Genomic DNA, 19045 nt, shown 5'->3' with positions numbered 1-19045 from the left:
GATACAAAAACCATAAAATGAGGTAGGACATGAAGCCGGGCTATCACGACATTTACACCCGCTATCGCGACAACATTACGCGCGGCGTGCTGAAGCCTGGCGATAAGGTGCCCGCCATTCGCGTACTGGCCGAAGAGCTCAAGGTAGCGCGCAAAACCGTCGAAACGGCGTATGCCATTTTAATCGGCGAAGGGTACCTGGTGAGCCAGGGCGCGCGCGGCACGCGGGTCAATCCCGATCTCTTGCTGCCCGCGACGCCGGCTCCGGCGGATCACACCACCGGTACACTCCCGGCATCGCTTATCAGCCAGCGTGAACGAGCGGGTTTTCTGCGCCCCGGCATTCCCTCCCTCGACAGCTTCCCCTATAAAAAATGGTTACTGCTGGCAGGCCAGGCGACGCGCTCGATGCGCCCGGAAGAGATGCTCAACCCGCCGGTGCTGGGCTGGTATCCCCTGCGCCAGGCTATCGCCCGCTATCTGAATATCTCCCGCGGGCTCTCGTGTACCGCCGAACAGGTGTTGATCACCAGCGGCTACAGCGGCAGTCTGCGCCTGATCCTCGATACGCTCGCCAGCCGCAGCGACAAAGTGGTGTTTGAAGATCCGGGCTATTTTATGGGCCAGCAGCTGCTTAAGCGGATTGTGCCACGTCTGCACACCGTGCCGGTCGATCGCTGCGGCGTCGACACGGAGTATCTGTTGCATCATCACCGCGACGCCCGTTTTGCTATCGTGACGCCCTCTCACCAGAGCCCACTGGCGGTAACGCTCTCTCTGCCGCGTAAACAGCAGCTTCTCGACTGGGCGAGCCAGAACGGGGCGTGGATTATTGAAGATGATTACGACGGAGAATTTCACTATACCCGCAAGGTGCTGCCGTCGCTGAAAAGCCTCGATCGCCATGATCGGGTGATCTTTATGGGCACTTTCAGTAAAACCATTATGCCCTCCTTACGCATGGGCTACATCGTGATGCCCGCCAGCACGGTTGAGGCATTTACCGACTGCGCGGACATCGTCGCCAGCGGCCAGCCGGTACTGACGCAAAAAATCCTCACCACCTTTCTCAACGAGGGTCATTTTTTCCGTCATCTTAAGAAGATGCGCGCGCTGTACCAGACCCGCCGGGAGTGGATGATTGCCGCCCTGCGTGAGGTATATGGCGATCTGTTTTTCACCGAGCAAAACGACGGCGGAATGCATATCGTGGCGTTTCTGGCGAAAGGCAGCAACGATCGGGAGGTGGCGTGCTGCTGGCAAGCGCAGCAGCTGCAGGTGAATGCCCTTTCAGAGTGGTATCGTGGGTCGGGCAAACGTTACGGGCTGGTGATGGGCTATAACAACGTGCGGTCATATCAGGAGGCGGTGGATTTGCTGGAAAGACCGAAGCGGCAGACACTTACGCTGTTGAGCTAAACATCGCCCGGTGGCGCTACGCTTACCGGGCCTACGGGATCGAGTAGGCCGGGTAAGGCGCAGCCGCCACCCGGCGGCGACGTGTCTCACACATCATACCGCGACAATCCAACGTCCTTGAGCTGCTCGTCGCTCATCTGGCTCAGAATGCGGCGGGTACGGTTGACGCGATACCAGTTACGCAGCGTTTTCGCTACCCACACAAACGCGATAAACGGACGTTTTGAACGATTTTCGTAGAATTCCATGATGCCCTCCTCACCGTGTCAGTGGGGTTATGATCGTGGAAAACGGCTTTAGCAATACAGACTCAAAAACAACTTTTGTTTAACATACAGATCCGCTAAAACGGTATCTGCATGCCGTTTTTTGCGGCAATCTATACTGGTTTTGTAATCTGTATGGTGACAACAAAGGATACAGCATGACGCGCTACCAACATCTGGCCAATCTACTGGCAGAACGCATTGAACAAGGGCTGTATCGCAGCGGTGAACGTCTGCCGTCGGTACGCGCGCTGAGCCAGGAGCACGGCGTGAGCATCAGCACCATACAGCAGGCCTATCAGATCCTCGAAAACCTGCAGCTCATCACTCCCCAGCCGCGTTCCGGCTATTTTGTGTCTAAGCGCAAGGCCCAGCCGCCGGTGCCGGCCATGACGCGCCCGGTGCAGCGCCCGGTGGACGTCACCCAGTGGGATGAGGTGATGATGCTGCTTGATGCCCGCGCCGACAAAGAGATGATCTCCTTTGGCGGCGGTTCGCCAGACGTTAACCAGCCGAGCCTGAAGCCCTTGTGGCGTGAGATGAGCCGCATCGCACAGCACAACCCCGCCGAAATGCTGAGCTATGACGTACTCGACGGGCGCCTTGAGCTGCGCGAGCAGATCGCCCGGCTGATGCTCGACGGGGGCTCCACCGTGGCGGCGAACGAGATTGTGATCACCAACGGCTGCCACGGCGCGCTCTCCATCGCCCTGCTGTCGGTCTGTAAACCAGGAGACATTGTGGCGGTGGAGTCGCCGTCGTTCCACGGCACCATGCAGATGCTGCGCGGGTTTGACATCAAGGCGATAGAAATTCCGACCGATTCGCAAACCGGGATCAGCATTGAGGCATTAGAGCTGGCGCTGGAGCAGTGGCCCATCAAAGCGGTCATCCTGGTGCCCAACTGCAATAATCCGCTTGGGTTTATCATGCCGGAGTCGCGTAAGAAGCAGGTGCTGGCCCTGGCCCAGCGGCACGATATCGTGATCGTCGAGGATGATATCTACGGCGAGCTGGCGGCGGAATACCCGCGCCCGTGGACCATTCACTCCATGGATATTGATGGCCGCGTGATCCTCTGCAGTTCGTTTACCAAAACCGTGGCACCAGGGTTACGCGTCGGCTGGATTGTGCCGGGACGCTACTACGACCGGGTGATGCACATGAAATACGCCGCGGGCGGGTTTAACGTGCCGGGCACGCAGATGGCGGTGGCGGCGTTTATCCGCGACGGCCATTATCATCGCCACGTGCGCCGTATGCGCCAGATTTATCAGCAGAATATGGAAACCTATACCTGCTGGGTACGGCAATATTTTCCGGCAGACATATGCGTGACGCGCCCGCAGGGCAGTTTTTTGCTGTGGGTGGAGCTACCGGAGAAGGTCGACATGGTGTGCGTCAGCAAGCAGCTGTGCCGGTTGAAGATCCAGGCGGCGGCCGGGTCGCTGTTTTCCGCCTCCGGAAAGTACCGCAACTGCCTGCGGATTAACGTGGCATTACCGCCGACGGATAAGCATCGCGAGGCATTGAAGAAGATGGGTGAAGCGATTGTGATTGCGATGGAGGAGGGCTAGTGCGGCCTGATGCCCTCACCCCGGCCCTCTCCCACAGGGAGAGGGAGAAAACCGCCGTTGTAGGCCCGGTAAGCGCAGCGCCACCGGGCAACAGGCCGCACTACTCGTCGAAGTACCAGTACCCCTGGTTAATCAGCCCGGTGAGCTCCTCGACAAACGCCGGGTTGTTCAGCGCATCGCCCAGCTCGGCCTGGCCCAGCTCAGTGTAGCGGCACAGCGCGTCCGCCGCCTTCGCGTCGACTGTCTCGAGCTGTTCACTGTTGATAAAGAAACTGCCGTTGATATTCAGCACGCGCAGGCCACTCAGGCGAGACAATCTCTCACCGCCCTGCAGCGCGTCCAGCACCTCCTCGGGCGCATACGGCGGCTCGGCGGCGGCGATATCCAGCTCGTGACGCGGCGTGGAGACAAAGCTGCCGAACCATTTTGTGAAATCATCCGGCTTACCGATCATGTCGATCATCATCTGGCGAATGCGATCGAGCTCGTACTGCTCAATGCGCCCAGGGTGTTCGCGACAGGTCAGATCCGGATCGCTGTAATGCTCCCCACCCAGATCGTTTTCCAGCGCGTAATCGGCAAAGCTGCTGATCAGATCGCGGCCGTTTGGCCCCCGGAAACCCACAGAGTAGTTCAGCGCGGTTTCATGGGTGAAGCCGTCGTGCGGGAATCCAGGTGGAATGTAGAGAATATCGCCGGGCGCCAGATCTTCGTCGATGATCGGTTCAAACGGCTCCACGTGCAGCAGCGCCGGATGTGGGCAGAACTGACGCATCGGCAGCTTGTCACCCACGCGCCAGCGACGGCTGCCCATCCCCTGAATGATGAACACATCGTACTGATCGATATGCGGGCCCACGCCGCCGCCCGGCACGGAGAAGGAGATCATGAGATCATCCAGACGCCAGTCCGGCAGCACGCGGAACGGGCGCACCAGCTCCGCCGCCGGCATGTGCCAGTGGTTCACCGCCTGCGCCAGCAGCGACCAGCCGGTTTCGCCCAGGCCGTCAAAGTGCTCAAACGGACCATTGCTGGCCTGCCATTTGCCGTTGAAATGGCTCACCAGACGGCTATCGACCTCCGGCTCCATCGCCAGGCCTGCCAGCTCGTCCGGGGTAATCGGGTCGACAAAATTCGGGAAGGCATTTTTCAGCACAACGGGTTTTTTTTGCCAGTATTTCTCAAGAAATTCCGGCCAGTTCAGGTTCAGTTGATACGCCATGGATAGCACCAGTGAGAGGGGAAACAGGCGCGATTATGGAAGAGAGAGCATCAAACTGCCTTGTCATGGGTCAATGTCATAGGCTCCTCAACGGACGGAATTTCCGATCACATCAAATTTTTTCCCGTATGCGCTTCAACAATGCGTAAAAACTCATCCCTATATGGACTGATTATTTTAGGATCCCACGCCACACAAATTTCCCAGTAAAGTGATTCCAGGTCAGGAGCAAATAGTCTTACTCCTTCTGGTGAAAAATGCCTCACGCTTTCAGGCAAAAAAGCGACTCCATTTCCACCCGCGATCAATGCCAATAGAGTTGGCATATCCTCTGTCACCGAGACAGGGTCAGCAATTAATTGGTTGGTAAAGAGAAACTGAGTAGTTTGTTCTGCAAGACATGGACCTACAGCAGGCGTCAATTGTAGTAAAGGATACTGAGATAGCACATCGCGGATATGTGTAATGTCGTTTTTATAAGATGATGGTATAGCCAGTATCAACTTTTCTTTGTACAACACCCTTGAGGCTAACTCATTACCAGCTGGCATCCGAAAGAAACCTATATCAAGAGCTCCTTCAAGTAGCATCTTACGCTGCACACTTGAGGGCAGATTACTTATATTTACCTCACACTCCGTAAATTTATTACGGAAGGTATTTATCCATAATGGTACTGTATGAAAAGTTGAAATACCAAAACCAAGCATAAGTTTTTCATGGCTATCGTTAAATAGCTTTTTAGCATCATTCAAAAAATCAGCATAAGTCTTAAGTAACTCATTTGCCTTTAAAAAAAGCTGACGACCAGGCTCAGTTAACATTGCGCCATGTCGACCGCGAGTAAAAAGTGGACCACCAATCAGAATCTCTAACATTTTTATCTGCTTTGATAACGCAGGTTGCGTCAAAAACAACAACTGCGAAGCACGATGATAACTCCCCTGCTCTGCAAGTGTTACGAACGCCCGTAACAACTTGATATCGATTCCTTTCATTTATCAAACCCTGAAAAAATGGAATTTTACAAGAACGCGTCATAAACACATTATAAAAAATACCTGTCAAACAGGAAACCTTATCTGATAGTAAGATTTTTTAATTCACAATATGAATATAAAGGAATATAAAAAATGCCAAATGTTGCTGTACTGACTAACGATCTACAGTATGAATTCACTTATAAGATTACTGATTCTGAAGAAGAACTCGCGCAAAAGTTGAAAGCTTTCAATGCCTTTTTAGAGGGTGTGAGAAAACAAAATCAAACGGTCATTCATCTGCAACTCATAAATGACCCCAAAGATCCGGCTGTTCAACGTCGCTATAAAAACCGCGCTGCGGGCATTCCTGCTTTAGCAGGAAGACCTGAGAATCAAATTATTAGTAGCATATGCCATTCATCAGACCTCATCGTTGTAAAAGGGCGAGATAGTGGTTTCTTCAACAATAACCTTGATGAGACGCTACAGGAGCTCGGAATCAAAACGGTCATCGTTACGGGTTTGCAAACCCATGTTTGCGTACAAACCACTGCAGCAGATGCATTTTTTCGCGGATACAACGTTTGGGTCCCGGAAGACTGTGTCTTCGCCCCTTCCTCAGAAGATACTGCCCGTGCTCTGGAATGGCTTTCTAATTATTGCGCTACTGTCGCCTCCTCCTCTGAGATTCTTTCTTTGTTAGAAAAACATGGCGATCTTCCGGAACGTAGTGAAAGGAGAAGCTAATGAGCAACTTATTAAAAACTGAAGGTAATACAACAGAGACCGTCGTGCTGGATCATGGTACTGGAGTTCGCTTAAGTCGTGAATTGGTTGAGTTGATTGCGCATATTCTGGGAGACACTTACCTTGGAACAATGGAAGATAGCGCGCTGCTGGAACTTCCTTCCCGCAAGCTCGCATTCACTACAGACTCTTTTGTCGTAACGCCAATCATCTATGGTAATGGCGACATAGGAAAAATTGCAGTATGTGGTACCGTCAACGATCTCGCTGTGAGCGGAGCAAAACCGCTTTATCTGACGCTAAGTTTGATCATTGAAGCTGGCATGTTAATGTCAGACTTGATCAAGATTATTGAATCAGTTCGTGAAACAGCTAAAGCAGCTGATATTAAGATTGTAGCAGGGGATACAAAAGTCGTAGGTAAAGGTGAAGCCGATCAGTTATTTATCAATACCGCGGGCATTGGTGTATTCGAAAATCCGTCGGTCTCAATCAAAAATGTACGTCCAGGACAAAAAATCATTCTTAGCGGATATATTGGAAACCACTCCATTCACCTGTTATCTCTCAGAGAAGGTCTGGGATTTGAAAGAAATATTATGAGCGATTGCGCACCTCTCAACCATATGATTCGATCCCTGCTCAATAATCTTCCCGCAGGAAAAATAGCATCCATGAGAGACGTCACGCGTGGCGGATTATCTGCCGTTCTCCATGAGCATGCCCGTGCTTCCGGTAGTGAGATTCGTTGCGAGAAGCAATCCTTGCCGATACAGCCTGAAGCAGCAATGGCTGCCAATATGCTAGGAGTGGATGTAATAAACCTTGCTAACGAAGGTTGTCTTTGCTTGTTCGTGGAGCCAGACATCGCAGATGACGCGCTTGCTCTTTTACGGGCCCATCCGCTCGGCCAAAATGCGGCTATTGTCGGCGAAGTTCTTCCAACCATTGAATCAAAAGTCACCATGCTTGAACCAGATGGAACACTATCAACAATTGAGGAACTTTATGGTGCTGAACTCCCACGACTCTGTTAATCAATTCGATGCTCTTTTAATACGGCGTTATCGCGTATGTGGCATCGTCCAGGGGGTCGGATTCAGGCCCTTTGTCCATCGCCTGGCACAGTTATTTGATGCTACAGGCTGGGTCCTTAATGATTCGGAAGGCGTATTAATTGAAATACAAGCAACACAAGGCAATCTTACCCGTTTCCTTGACGAACTGATATTAAGCCCTCCTCCTATGGCCAAAATTATCAGTATTCAGGAAGTACAGAGAGAAAAAAGCGAACAGCGGTATAAAGAGTTCAGCATTCGTCAAAGTCATCTTCTTAGCAACATGAATACTATTATCCCCCCAGATTCAAATGTGTGTAGTGACTGTCTGGAAGAAATGAACACATCAAACAATAGACGCTATAAATACGCGTTTATAAATTGTACGAATTGTGGACCGCGGTATAGTATCATTAAAGGGATGCCTTACGATCGGGAAAAAACCACGATGCGTGCCTTTTCTATGTGTAGCGCATGTAAGCATGAATATGATAATATTGAAGATCGACGCTATCATGCTCAACCAAATGCCTGTCCCGAATGTGGTCCACAATTACAATTAACCCAACGCGACGGCTCAATAATCGTTACCGATGATATTATCGATTACACCCTCACACGGTTACAAGAAGGAGCCATAGTTGCCGTAAAAAGCTTAGGTGGATTCCATCTCGTCACCGATGCAAGTAACGAAAAAGCTGTTCAGGAATTAAGAAAACGTAAACGCAGAGACTCAAAACCTTTCGCGGTAATGCTCTTAAATAGTGATACTGCATCACGTATTGCTTATATAAATGTGCAGGAGCAAGAAGTACTTGAAAGTTCACAGCGACCAATCGTATTGCTACGCAAGCGACACAATATGCTCGCAAACTCTGTTGCGCCTCATAATCCCAATATTGGCGTAATGCTACCCTCAACCCCGCTTCAATACCTCTTACTTAGCGACCCCAAAATACCAGCACTGGTGATGACGAGCGGGAATCGCTCTGGCCATCCTATTGTTTGTGATAATGCTAGCGCAATAGAACAATTAAGAGATATTGCTGATTATTTTATCCTTAATAATCGTGACATATATACACGTGTTGATGACTCTGTCGTTCGTGTTATGTCGTTACCAGAGGGAAGGCATAGTCACCTTTCTTTCATTCGACGCTCGCGCGGGTATGCTCCTTACCCCGTTCATCTGCCGTTTGACGTAGGTAAAACTATTGCGCTAGGTGCTGAATTAAAGACCACGGTGAGTATCGCTAAGGGTAAAGAGGTTTTCATCAGCCAACACATTGGCGATTTAAAAAATGACCAAACTTTCAATTCTCATATCGAATGTGTAAACCATTTGCAGAAATTGCTTGGCACAAGTGCTGACGCAATAGCCTGCGATCTACATCCTTCTTTTCGATCTACACGTAATGCACTAAAACAATCAAAATTACAAGTTATTCAGGTACAGCATCATCATGCACACATGGTGTCATGCATGGCAGAAAATGGGCTTTCTGGTAAAACTATCGGCGTTATTTTCGATGGTACGGGATATGGAACAGACGGCACCATATGGGGTGGAGAATTCCTTACCGGTAATGAAAAAAGCTTTGTAAGGGCTGCACACCTTAGTACATTCGCTCTTCCGGGTGGAGACAGAGCTGTTAAAGAGCCTATCAGGGTTGCTATATCGTTGCTAACAGCAATATACGGAGAACATTTAGAGGGCTTAAACCTTCCTGCGCTTGACGCGCTGTCGGTTCAGCAGATTAGCGTGTACGCTAAAATGGCTGCCAGACATTTCAACTCCCCTCAAACCAGTAGTATGGGCAGGTTATTCGACGGCATATCAGCGTTGATAGGTATTTGCTCGTATGTGGAATATGAAGCACAAGCTGCTATTGAGCTTGAAGCCTTACTGAACCGCGATCTCCACATGTCACAACCATTTTCATATTACATTCATGAAAGAAATGGTCATCTGGAAGTGGATTATCGTCCAATGATAAGGGAATTAGTTTCTGAACTTGCAACGACGGTACCTAATCTCACCCTTTTGAGCAGACGTTTTCATTCCACGATTGTGGACATGATCATCTCCGTCTGTAAGCGCTTATCAAAAGTGGCAGCAACAAGACAGATTGTATTAAGCGGAGGCGTATTTTTAAATGAATTTATTCTACTTAATGCTGTGGACGGTTTAAATGCCGCTGGCCTGAAACCTTACTTCCACCAGTGTGTTCCCACCAATGATGGTGGTATATCACTAGGGCAAATTGTCGTAGCGATGGGGAAATTACATACAAAAGATATTAATGTCAGGGAGAGTGAGCATGTGTGAATACGTAAATAATTTTTCAGCCGTATTATTTGACATGGATGGTGTGCTTATTGATTCAAACTCAGTCATTGAAAAAGGCTGGCGAGAGGCTGCGGAAATATTTGGCAAGACAATTTCTCAAGACGACATTATCAAGCACATACACGGACAGCCGGGACCTCATACTATCCAGGCACTTTTTAGTGACCTGCCTGGTGAAGCGCAGAAAAAAATTCAGGCTCACATTATTCACGTTGAGAACACAGCCGAATATGATCCTATTCCGGGCGTGGCAGAGCTAATCACTTCACTTGATTTAGCAGGGATCCATATTGGCATAGTGACTAGCGGTTGGAAAGCGAAAATTGATCGTGTGACTGCCATGCTAGGGGTGCAACATTGTGTTTCAGTTATCGTTGAGCGTGATGATGTCAAAAAAGGGAAACCCTACCCTGATCCCTACCTACTTGCAGCAGAACGACTTTCAACTCCACCTGATAAAATCATTGTTTTTGAAGATTCAAGGAGTGGAGTGACTTCTGCAGTGAGTGCTGGCACCTGTTGCGTTGGAATAGGTGGGATTGATCTGATTGCTAATGGAGCCAGGTGCGCTATCCCTGATTTTACAGGAGTAGAGGTATTAACTCGCATGGATAATAACGTCGCAATTTCATTGTGCCCAGGGCACGTATTAGTTGCAGAAAGATTTATTGAGTCTGACGAGTAGCGACATGCTTTGGATTTTCTTGCTCCCCTTGACCAGGGAGCAAGAACTTTCTGGCTAAAAAACTTAATCCAGCTTCAGATCGTCATAATGGGTAATCAGTTTACCCACAATGCCGTAATCCAGCGCTTCGGCCGGAGACATCCAGAAGTTGCGGTCGGTGTCTTTTTTCACTTTTTCCAGCGGCTGGCCGGTGGCGTCGGCGATCAGTTTGTTTACCCGGTCCAGCATGCGGATGATCTCGCGCGCTTCAATCTCAATATCCGTCGCCTGACCGCGCACGCCGCCCAGCGGCTGGTGGATCATAAAGCGGGTGTTTGGCAGCGAGTAGCGATGCTCTTTTTTCGCCGCCAGGAAGATGGTGATCCCGGCGCTCGCCACCCAGCCGGTACCGATCACGTGTACATCCGGGCGGATGAACTTGATGAAGTCGTGAATGGTATCACCGGCTTCCACGTGACCGCCCTGGCTGTTGATGTACAGTTTGATCGGATCGTTGCTCACGCTTTGCAGCAGGATCAGCTGGGTGATGACTTTCTCTGCCAGCGCCTGGTTGATTTCACCGGAGATAACAATCGAGCGGGATTCCAGCAGCTTCTGCTGCAGTGCGCTCTGTGTCCCTTCCGCTTTATCCTTATCGCCGTCTTTCAGTGTGTAGTACATTGTTATGTCCTCAGCATTTAGCGCTTAAAACCAGAGTGTAGCCTGTTTTACCCGTGAAAGTCCTCAGGCGCACACAATGCGAATGTCCTGGGCCGCAAACGCGTCGACAACGCCCTGTTCCAGCGCCTCTTCTACCACCAGCACATCAATGTCCTGGCACGTCGCCACCACAAAGCGCGCCACACCGGGAAGTTTGTCTGCCGTCAGGGCCACGATGGTCTGGTTGCTCTGGGCGATAACCGCCTTTTTGAATTCGCAGTCGGCAAAATCAAAGCCAGTGAGTCCCATTTGCGGATCCATCGCGCAGCCGCCAATAAAGGCCTGATCGAAGATAATGCCCTGGATCTGACCCGCGGCCGTGGCGCCCACCGACCCGCCGGATGCCCGCTGGATCTGCCCGCCGGTGATGATCACCTCGCACAGGGGATGGCGCAGCAGTTCCGTGGCGATGGCCGGGGAGTTGGTCACCACCGTGACGTTGAGATCCGCCGGGAGGGCTTTCGCCAGCGCCAGGTTTGTTGTCCCCGCGTCGATAAAAATGCACCCGCCCGCCTGAACCAGCGTTGCTGCTTTCTGCGCGATTGTGTGCTTTTCTGCACTTATTTTCTGCTCGCGGCTTAAAAAATTACCCGCATCCGGAAGCTGAAGCACCGCGCCGCCGTAGACCTTTTTGCAATACCCCTCTTTGCTAAGTTCATGTAAATCACGGCGAATCGTGTGCTCGGATACGTTCATCTGGCTCGCCAGCTCGGTACAGACCACCCTTCCGCTCTTCTGAAGGATCTGGCGGATCCGCGCTTGTCGCTGTTCAGGAAAAGCTGCATAATCGAGCATTGAAAGTCCTTTAAAAATTCTAATCGAGTATCAATGCGCATAATGTTGCATAACCGCGCAACACAAACAACGAGGGTTACAATGAATATTGCACATGTCGCACTCTGGACCCGCAGCCTTAACGCCCAGGTTCAGTTCTGGGAAACGGTGTTTAATGGCCGCAGCAACGCACGCTACGTCAGTAAAAATCGTCCGGGTTTTGAATCCCATTTTATTACCCTTGATGAGGGGCCGACGATTGAGCTGATGACCATTCCGGACCTGCCCGACGCGCCTGCCCACCCGGAATTTATCGGCTGGGCGCATATCGCCATCAACGTCGGCGGAAAAGCACAGGTGGACAGCATGGCGGCACAGGCCAGGGCAAACGGCACGCTGCTTAGCGCCCCGCGTATGACCGGGGACGGCTTCTATGAAGCGGTAATCGCGGACCCGGACGGCAATCGCATTGAGCTTGTCGGTGCATAAAAACAGCGTTTCGTTCCTTCACCGCCCCTGCTCCGGCTCGCTATACTTCATATGGTTATCATATTGTTAAATGATAATGATATTTAATGTGTTAAGATGAAAGTCAGCATAAACAGTCTCTTACGTAACCGAAGGGACGGTTTGCATCCTCGACATTTAAATCAGCACCGGGGCGGTGAATGGAACACATTGTGTATGTGGTTGATGACGATGACGCCGTCAGGCAGTCCGTGACTGGGCTACTGGAATCGGCAGACCTGAACGCTATCGGCTTTTCATCGGCAGAAGCATTTCTTCAGCACCGCTTCGAGGATCTGCCTTCGTGCGTGATCCTCGATATGCAAATGCCCACCATCTCCGGTTTTGAGGTAGCTGATGCCCTCAGGGACAGCGGGCGTGAGATCCCGATTATTTTCCTCACCGGCCACGGCACCATCCCGATGTCGGTTCGCGCCATCAAAGGCGGGGCCTATGAGTTTCTGACCAAACCGGTTGAATCCGCCGCGCTTATCGACGCCATTGAATCCGCGCTCCGGCTGGCGGAAAACAACGCCGTGCGTAATAAAGAGCACTACGCCCTGAAGCAGCGCCATATGTCTCTTACCCCGCGCGAACATGAAGTGCTCCAGCTGGCGATAAGCGGCCTGCTGAACAAGCAGATCGCCGCCGAGCTTGGGGTGAGCGAAATCACGGTGAAAGTCCATCGCCGCCGCGTGATGGAGAAGATGCAGGTGCGCTCCGTGGCAGAGCTGGTCAGGGTCGTGGAACGCCTGAGCAAAAGTCTGCCAACGGAATAACCGTTACCCTTCCTGTGCCGCAAGCGGCAGCGCAAAGGCAAAGACGGTGCCGTGCGGCTCCCGGCGGCGCGCGCTCAGTTTCCCGCAGTGCCGCTCAATGATGCTGGCGCTGATGGTCAGCCCCATCCCCATGCCCTGCGCTTTGGTGGAATAGAACGAGTCAAAAATCTTCTCCAGCCGCTCAGGCTCTATGCCGCTGCCGGTATCGGCTATCTCCACCAGCACTCTCCCTTCTGCATTGCTGGTGCTGATGGTGATGGTGCAAGAGCGATCTTTCACCTCGGCCATCGCCTCTACCGCGTTCATCATCAGGTTGAGCAGCACCTGCTGGATCTGCACGCTGTCGCCAGTGATAAAGCTATCCTGCGCCTTCAAAAGGTAATCGACGCTAATGTGTCGCTGCTCAAGCTCGCTGCGCGACAGCGCGATGATATGGTGGACCAGGTAGTGCAGATCGATGCGTGAGAAGGTCGGATCCTGCTTGCGCGTCAGGGACTGAATGCTGCGGATGATCTCCCCCGCCCGCGCCCCTTCAGCGGCGATCTCCTCCAGCCCTTCACGCACTTTATCCAGCCGGGCTGGCTCCCGGTTGAGCCAGCGCAGGCTCGCCCCGGCGTTGGAGACGATCGACATCAGCGGCTGGTTGATCTCATGGGCGATGGAAGAGGTCAATTGCCCGACGGTGGTCGCCCGGGAAACGCGCGCCAGATCTGCCTGCGCCACCCGCATCGCATCTTCCGCCGCCCGCTGGCTGGTAATGTCGGTGATGATGCCGTAATACTCGTTCACCTCGCTGCCCACGCCCACCGGATCGCCAATCCCGAGAATATAGCGGGTTGAGCCATCGGTACGGTTAATGCGGAACTCCGCCCGCATGGAGAGCCCTTCGCGTACGCTTTGGGTGACGATGGTACTGATCCGGGCGTAATCATCCTGATGCACAAAGGTCAAAAACTCCGCCATGGAGATCTTCTTTTGCTGTTCAGGCAGGCCGAGGATACGGGCGTACTCCTCGGAGATAAACATCAGATCCTGCTCCAGCTCCCAGCGCCAGCTGCCGGTGTGGCTGATCTGCTCGCCCAGCATCAGCGAAGTCTGGCTGGATCGCAGCTCTTTCTCCACGCGACGACGCTGGATGTTTTCCGCCAGCAGCTCGGCATACAGGCGCGCCGTCTCCAGCGAGACCGCCGCCTGCGCCCCCAGCAGGCTCACCACGCGGGAGTGCTCGGCGGTAAAGACCTCCGGCATCAGGCGATTTTCCAGGTAGAGCACGCCCACCAGCCGCGCCTGTTTGAACATCGGGACGCACATCACGGCCGCCCCCGAGGTCACGAGATAAGGATCCTGGCTGAAGGGGTGGAACTCTTCCGGCTTGCCGGTGCGGATCTCCTGCCCGGTGCGGATCACCGCCGCCAGCACCGACAGCGGCATATCGGTCGCCATCGGGACCTCTTTCAGGATCCGCACCCGCACGCCGTCGGTACTGGTCCACGCGCTGGCCTCGATCTCCGGGATATGGTTGTCGCTCACGCGCAGCAGCAGACCGCGCTGCGCCCCGGCCCGTTCAAGCAGCAGCGTCATCAGGTTTTCGATTAACCGCTCAAGGTTAATTTCTTCAGACAGCGCGCGTGACGCCTTGATCACGCTTTGCAGATCGCGAATCACTTCATTCTGCGCGAAAGCCACCGTGTCGTACGCGCTGGCCTGGGCGGAGCTCAGAAGATGCGGAAAATCCTGCTCAAGCTGGCGCACTTTTGCCTGTGCACCGGCGCGGCCCCAGGCGGCGATCGCCCCGCGGAAGTGGGCGTCCGATGCGGTCGGGTAGCCGCAGGCAAGGGCAAAGCGCCCTGCCAGCTCGTGGGCCAGCGCGTTCAGCGGATTGAAACCGCCCTCCCGCGAGAGGCGCACCGCCTTCTCATACTGCTCAAGCGCAATGCTGTTCATCCCGTCCAGACGCACGATTTCGGCGTAAATCAGCGCCTCTTTGTCGGCAAACGTGCCCGGATTAATCCGCGCCCAGAGGGCGATTTTGTCGTAGTGGGCGTGAATGCTGCGACGGTGATTCGCCGAGAAGGTCTCCGGCGTCAGCTGTCTGGAAAGCGACAGGGCGCTGTAGAGATGGTAATCCAGCAAATGAATGTGGCCAGGCGCAGACCACGCGAACCAGCCCGCCTGCTCCAGCTCCGCCTGCGCGGCGGCATACTCCCCGCAGGTAAAGTGCGCCATCCCACGGTATAGCCAGTACCAGAACAGCATGGTCGAGGTCTGCTCCGGGGCCTGCTCAGGCGCCGCTGGCAGCATCGCTTCAGGCAGCACCTGCGCGGCGCTCCAGGTGCCGATGACCGGCGTACGCAGAAACTCAACGTAGCCGCGCTGGAGCATCAAAATCGTTTCGATGTCCTGGAAGTGGGTTTTACGGACAAAGGCCAGACCGCGATCGATGCTGGTCAGCACCCCGTCCAGATGATCGCCCCGCGAGAGGAAGTTGATCACCTGATGGCAGGCCGCAAAGCAGGCCACCGTCATATCACCGTGAGTGACGGCGGCGGTAAAGCAGGCCTTGGCGCACTCAATGGTGAACGACAGCGGCTGGGTCCAGACGCTGAGCTGATCGAGCGGCAGCAGGGTTTTGGCTTCAAAGGCATCGTAGCCGTGACGGTTTACCAGCTCGCGGGCCAGCGTGCCGTACTGGAAACCAAGGCGATACTCGGCGTAGCGTTGGCCAATCAACACCCCAAACCAGGCCATCGCCGTGGTGGAGGCGCCGGTGATACCGTGGTCGAGGGTCAGGTGCATCATGCGACAGAGCAACAAAAAGTGCAGGCGCGGACAGATAAAGCTGGCGCAAATGCTGGCGCTATACAGCAGGTTCATCACCGCTTCGGTTTGCGGGTTGTCCATCTGCGAGAGCTGGACAAAATGCTGTTGCGGCGCGTCACCCACGCGGTTGCAGAAGTGTTTCCAGGCTTCGTCGCACTCGACGTCTTCCGGGTAGTGGCTGATCTGGATACCAAAAATCCCCAGCCAGCACAGCGCCGCCTCCAGCGCCAGACGGCTGTCGGACTGGCGAATGTAGACTTCCACCAGCAGGTTAGCCGCCAGCGCTTTTTCAGTCAGCCCGCCGGGGCAGCCGAGGATCGCGTCACACAGCTCGCGGGTTCGCTCCAGGTGGCCGAGCGCAAATTCACAGCCCGCCTCTTCGATGTCGAGCATAAAGTCAGACACCGCCCCGGCATTGCCCAGCGCTCTGGCGGTCTGAATGTAGCTCAGGGCCGAATGATAATCGCCGGTGCGCTTCGCCCGCCGTGCGGCCAGCAGGCTGAGCTCGCGGAACATCTGGCGCTGCGGCGCGGGCTGAATGCTGTCCAGCGCGGCCGTCACGTGGTGCACGGCGCGGAACAGCAGTTCGTTCCCCGCCGCCTGACGCGCGGCCTCGGCCAGCAGGCTGGCGGTGGTCAGGTGCAGGTGGCTCCTCTCACGCTGATCCAGCAGTGCGAAAGCAGCCTCCTGCACCCTGTCATGGGTAAAGGCATACGCTTTTTCCGTCAGCACAATCAGCTGCGCCATCACCGCCGGGTGGAGCGCATAACGGATTTCCGCCACCGACATCGCGACCACGCGGCACAGCATCTCCAGCTCGCCCGTGCCGCCAAGACAGGCAATGCTGCCCAGCAGACGACGCGTCTCGTCGGGCATCTCTTCGAGCTTTTCCAGCACCAGGGTGACGACATTTTCGGTGTAATGCCGGGCGCGGATCGCCTGCAGATCGTACTGCCATTTATCCTGATACTTGTTATGCACCACCAGCCCGTCATCAACAATGCGGCGGAAAAACTCATGCACGAACAGCGGGTTGCCGCCGGTTTTTTCGTGAATAAGCGTGGCGAGGTCGGTTGTTGTGGCGCTGCGCACGCGAAACAGCGTGCCCAGCCAGCGTGCTACCGCCTTCACCGTCAGCGGCTGCGGGATAATCTCGATGGCGTGTTGCGCCGACGCCGGCAGGCTCGCGAGCTGCTGCTGTAACGCGGGATCGGACAACGAGGCGATGTCCCGGTGCGCCACCACCAGCAATAGCGGAATGGCACCGCAGGTCGCCAGCAGGTGCTTCAACGTTTGCAGGCTGGCGGCGTCGCTCCACTGCAGATCGTCAAGCAGCAAGACCAGCGGACAGCCCTGCGAGGCAAAGGTTTTAACCAGCGCCAGCACCATATGGCTGAAGCGGGCCCGGGCATCAATGGAAAATGTATCTGCCGAGAAGCGAGGTTTACTCTCCAGCAGCAACCCCAGCTCGGGCACCAGGCTGACGGCCAGCTCTTCATATCCTTCCAGGGCGCGCGAGAGGCGGATTTTCCACTTCGCCACCTCTTCCGCAGGCAGCCCGAGCAGGTGCAGCGTCAGGGTGCGAAACGCCGAGCTTAATACGCCGTAGGGTAACGTCGGCGAAAACTGATCGACCTTGCCCACCGCCAGCAGCACCCTGCGCTGCTGCAACGTTTTTAGCGCCGTGGCGATAATCGAGGATTTACCGATCCCCGACGGCCCGCCGATCGTCACCAGCTCCGGCACAATGTTTTGCCCCACCCGCTCAAACGCGGCGATGACGTCGTTTGCCTGCGGATGCGCCGCAAACAAGGAGTCCGCCAGATGGATCGCCGGCGTCCGGTCCTGCTGGCCGGGCGTAAAGGCGACGATCTCGCCTTCGGAGGTTAACGTCGCCTGACAGCGTCGAAGATCGGCAATCAGCCCGTCGACGGTCTGGTAGCGGTTATCGGGTTGCTTCTCCAGCAGCTTGAGAATGATGGTCGACAGCATGTCGGGCACATCCGGGCGCAACACGGCGGGAGAGAGCGGCTCAGAGGCAATGTGATAATGCGCCCAGTTGGTCTGCTCGCTCTCGCCCAGATCAAACGGCAGGCGTCCGGTCAGGAGCTCATAAAGCACAATGCCGAGGCTGTAGAGATCGCTGCGGCAATCGACGGCCCGCTGTGTGCGGGTGGTGTGCTCCGGGGACATATAGGCGGGCGTACCGCCAGAGACGGCCAGCCGGGTCTGGGAAAAGGCCCCGGAGATACTGCATGAGAGGCCAAAGCTGCCCAGACGGCAGGTTGAATCGTGATGAACAAAGATATTGCCGGGCTTGATATCGCCGTGGATCAGGTTCTGCAGGTGCATCTGACGCAGCGGCGTGCAGATCTGGATCGCCAGCTCGATAAACCGGGCGATCCCCGAGATCGCCCTGCCCGCGCGTCGCGCCAGCAGCTCAAACGAAAACGGCGCATACACCAGTGCAAAACGCCCCCGGTACTGGGTGGAGGCCACGGCGCGAATGGCCCAGCTGTCCTGCAGGTGATCGCGCAACGCAAACTCATTTTTGAGCAGCCGGGTGGCCCGCTCTTCTTCTTCGTCGCTGACCGCGGTGGCAATGATAAAGGAGCCGCCAGAATGAGGATGTCGGGCGTTCATCCAGGAGATCCCGCCCTCCTGCGCCAGCACGGTAAAAATGACATCCTCTTTAAGGACAAAAACCCGCCCATCATGGAGATTTCCCTGGGCGGGCCAGAATGCAGGCAGCTCGTTTTCGTTCATCCGCGATCCTTATTGTCGGCGGGCCAGCTCCCGCTGAATATGATCCAGCAGAATATCGATGTTAATAGGCTTACGCAAAAATGCAGCGGCGCCCAAATCAAGAGCGTACCGCTGCATATTTTCATCAGCATGACCGGAGATAAAGAGTACGGGGGGAGGCGGGGCAGCCAGCAGCCGCAGCTTTTCAAACAGCTCCAGGCCGTTCATGCCCCGCAGCTTGATATCGGTGATCACCAGCGCCGCGCCGGACAGGGCGAACGGGTGGCTCAGAAACACCTCTGCCGAATCAAACGTGTCGGTCGCATACCCTTCCGACTCCAGGAGGTTACTCAGCCCGCTGCGGACAGAACGTTCGTCATCAATGATGGCAATGCGCCACGGCAGCGTCATGCTG

At 54.5% G+C, this 19045-nt stretch carries 15 protein-coding genes; 8 read left to right on the top strand and 7 right to left on the bottom strand.

The window, feature by feature from the left end; genetic code table 11:
* Positions 1-29: 29 nt before the first annotated feature.
* The gene (pdxR, locus tag AX755_RS06470; RefSeq protein WP_038418613.1) at positions 30-1418 is read left to right on the top strand and encodes a MocR-like pyridoxine biosynthesis transcription factor PdxR; all 1389 of its coding nucleotides are present in this window, start codon (positions 30-32) and stop codon (positions 1416-1418) included.
* Positions 1419-1504: 86 nt separating this feature from the next.
* On the opposite strand, the gene AX755_RS06465 is transcribed toward pdxR, so the two are convergent.
* Entirely contained in the window at positions 1505-1666 is a 162-nt protein-coding gene (locus tag AX755_RS06465; protein ID WP_020687816.1) for a DUF1127 domain-containing protein, read from the bottom strand.
* A gap of 176 nt (positions 1667-1842) precedes the next feature.
* Between AX755_RS06465 and AX755_RS06460 the strand changes: the two genes are divergently transcribed.
* Positions 1843-3261 (top strand): aminotransferase-like domain-containing protein, encoded by a 1419-nt coding sequence (locus tag AX755_RS06460; protein ID WP_062856495.1) that lies wholly within the window; start codon positions 1843-1845, stop codon positions 3259-3261.
* Between the two features lie 100 nt (positions 3262-3361).
* On the opposite strand, the gene AX755_RS06455 is transcribed toward AX755_RS06460, so the two are convergent.
* Positions 3362-4483 (bottom strand): ribosomal protein uL16 3-hydroxylase, encoded by a 1122-nt coding sequence (locus AX755_RS06455; protein ID WP_062856494.1) that lies wholly within the window; start codon positions 4481-4483, stop codon positions 3362-3364.
* 107 nt (positions 4484-4590) lie between these two features.
* Entirely contained in the window at positions 4591-5481 is an 891-nt protein-coding gene (locus AX755_RS06450; protein ID WP_062856493.1) for a LysR family transcriptional regulator, read from the bottom strand.
* Between the two features lie 135 nt (positions 5482-5616).
* Here AX755_RS06450 and AX755_RS06445 point away from each other — a divergent pair, with 135 nt between their 5' ends.
* From AX755_RS06445 to AX755_RS06430, 4 genes are read left to right on the top strand one after another with little or no spacing between them, the layout of a single operon-like run.
* A complete protein-coding gene (locus AX755_RS06445; protein ID WP_062856492.1) occupies positions 5617-6213 on the top strand; it encodes a cysteine hydrolase in 597 nt (198 codons plus the stop codon).
* Positions 6213-7250: a hydrogenase expression/formation protein HypE gene (gene hypE, locus AX755_RS06440; RefSeq protein WP_062856491.1), complete on the top strand. Its 1038-nt coding sequence runs from the start codon at positions 6213-6215 to the stop codon at positions 7248-7250. Before AX755_RS06445 ends, hypE begins: the two co-directional genes overlap by 1 nt.
* Positions 7222-9600: a carbamoyltransferase HypF gene (hypF, locus tag AX755_RS06435; RefSeq protein WP_062856490.1), complete on the top strand. Its 2379-nt coding sequence runs from the start codon at positions 7222-7224 to the stop codon at positions 9598-9600. The genes hypE and hypF overlap by 29 nt, the downstream gene beginning before the upstream one ends.
* Positions 9593-10306, top strand: a complete 714-nt coding sequence (locus AX755_RS06430) for an HAD family hydrolase (protein WP_062856489.1) — start codon at positions 9593-9595, stop codon at positions 10304-10306. The genes hypF and AX755_RS06430 overlap by 8 nt, the downstream gene beginning before the upstream one ends.
* Before the next feature lie 63 nt (positions 10307-10369).
* Here AX755_RS06430 and AX755_RS06425 read toward each other — a convergent pair whose 3' ends face one another.
* Positions 10370-10966 carry an ATP-dependent Clp protease proteolytic subunit gene (locus AX755_RS06425; protein ID WP_062856488.1) on the bottom strand — a complete coding sequence of 199 codons (597 nt, stop codon included), beginning with the start codon at positions 10964-10966 and terminating at the stop codon, positions 10370-10372.
* 63 nt (positions 10967-11029) lie between these two features.
* Positions 11030-11800, bottom strand: coding sequence for a DeoR/GlpR family DNA-binding transcription regulator (locus tag AX755_RS06420; protein WP_013095418.1), 771 nt, complete (start codon positions 11798-11800; stop codon positions 11030-11032).
* A gap of 81 nt (positions 11801-11881) precedes the next feature.
* Here AX755_RS06420 and AX755_RS06415 point away from each other — a divergent pair, with 81 nt between their 5' ends.
* Entirely contained in the window at positions 11882-12268 is a 387-nt protein-coding gene (locus AX755_RS06415; RefSeq protein WP_029882203.1) for a VOC family protein, read from the top strand.
* A 179-nt stretch (positions 12269-12447) separates the two neighbouring features.
* Entirely contained in the window at positions 12448-13065 is a 618-nt protein-coding gene (locus AX755_RS06410) for a response regulator transcription factor (protein WP_023620669.1), read from the top strand.
* 3 nt (positions 13066-13068) lie between these two features.
* Here the strand turns inward: AX755_RS06410 and AX755_RS06405 are convergent, their stop codons facing one another.
* Positions 13069-18651, bottom strand: coding sequence for a trifunctional serine/threonine-protein kinase/ATP-binding protein/sensor histidine kinase (locus AX755_RS06405; RefSeq protein WP_062856487.1), 5583 nt, complete (start codon positions 18649-18651; stop codon positions 13069-13071).
* A gap of 9 nt (positions 18652-18660) precedes the next feature.
* A complete protein-coding gene (locus tag AX755_RS06400; protein ID WP_013095414.1) occupies positions 18661-19041 on the bottom strand; it encodes a response regulator transcription factor in 381 nt (126 codons plus the stop codon).
* Positions 19042-19045: the final 4 nt, after the last annotated feature.

The sequence above is a fragment of the Enterobacter sp. SENG-6 genome, from assembly GCF_001605945.1.
In the GTDB taxonomy this organism is placed as follows: domain Bacteria; phylum Pseudomonadota; class Gammaproteobacteria; order Enterobacterales; family Enterobacteriaceae; genus Enterobacter; species Enterobacter cloacae.
Note: the sequence above shows the minus strand (reverse complement) of the source record. Positions and strands in the feature narration are given on the sequence as shown.

Bases quoted from the DNA above. Each gene is read 5' to 3' on its own strand.
- pdxR (WP_038418613.1), top strand. From the start codon at position 30: ATGAAGCCGGGCTATCACGACATTTACACCCGCTATCGCGACAACATT.
- AX755_RS06465 (WP_020687816.1), bottom strand. From the start codon at position 1,666: ATGGAATTCTACGAAAATCGTTCAAAACGTCCGTTTATCGCGTTTGTG.
- AX755_RS06460 (WP_062856495.1), top strand. From the start codon at position 1,843: ATGACGCGCTACCAACATCTGGCCAATCTACTGGCAGAACGCATTGAA.
- AX755_RS06455 (WP_062856494.1), bottom strand. From the start codon at position 4,483: ATGGCGTATCAACTGAACCTGAACTGGCCGGAATTTCTTGAGAAATAC.
- AX755_RS06450 (WP_062856493.1), bottom strand. From the start codon at position 5,481: ATGAAAGGAATCGATATCAAGTTGTTACGGGCGTTCGTAACACTTGCA.
- AX755_RS06445 (WP_062856492.1), top strand. From the start codon at position 5,617: ATGCCAAATGTTGCTGTACTGACTAACGATCTACAGTATGAATTCACT.
- hypE (WP_062856491.1), top strand. From the start codon at position 6,213: ATGAGCAACTTATTAAAAACTGAAGGTAATACAACAGAGACCGTCGTG.
- hypF (WP_062856490.1), top strand. From the start codon at position 7,222: ATGGTGCTGAACTCCCACGACTCTGTTAATCAATTCGATGCTCTTTTA.
- AX755_RS06430 (WP_062856489.1), top strand. From the start codon at position 9,593: ATGTGTGAATACGTAAATAATTTTTCAGCCGTATTATTTGACATGGAT.
- AX755_RS06425 (WP_062856488.1), bottom strand. From the start codon at position 10,966: ATGTACTACACACTGAAAGACGGCGATAAGGATAAAGCGGAAGGGACA.
- AX755_RS06420 (WP_013095418.1), bottom strand. From the start codon at position 11,800: ATGCTCGATTATGCAGCTTTTCCTGAACAGCGACAAGCGCGGATCCGC.
- AX755_RS06415 (WP_029882203.1), top strand. From the start codon at position 11,882: ATGAATATTGCACATGTCGCACTCTGGACCCGCAGCCTTAACGCCCAG.
- AX755_RS06410 (WP_023620669.1), top strand. From the start codon at position 12,448: ATGGAACACATTGTGTATGTGGTTGATGACGATGACGCCGTCAGGCAG.
- AX755_RS06405 (WP_062856487.1), bottom strand. From the start codon at position 18,651: ATGAACGAAAACGAGCTGCCTGCATTCTGGCCCGCCCAGGGAAATCTC.
- AX755_RS06400 (WP_013095414.1), bottom strand. From the start codon at position 19,041: ATGACGCTGCCGTGGCGCATTGCCATCATTGATGACGAACGTTCTGTC.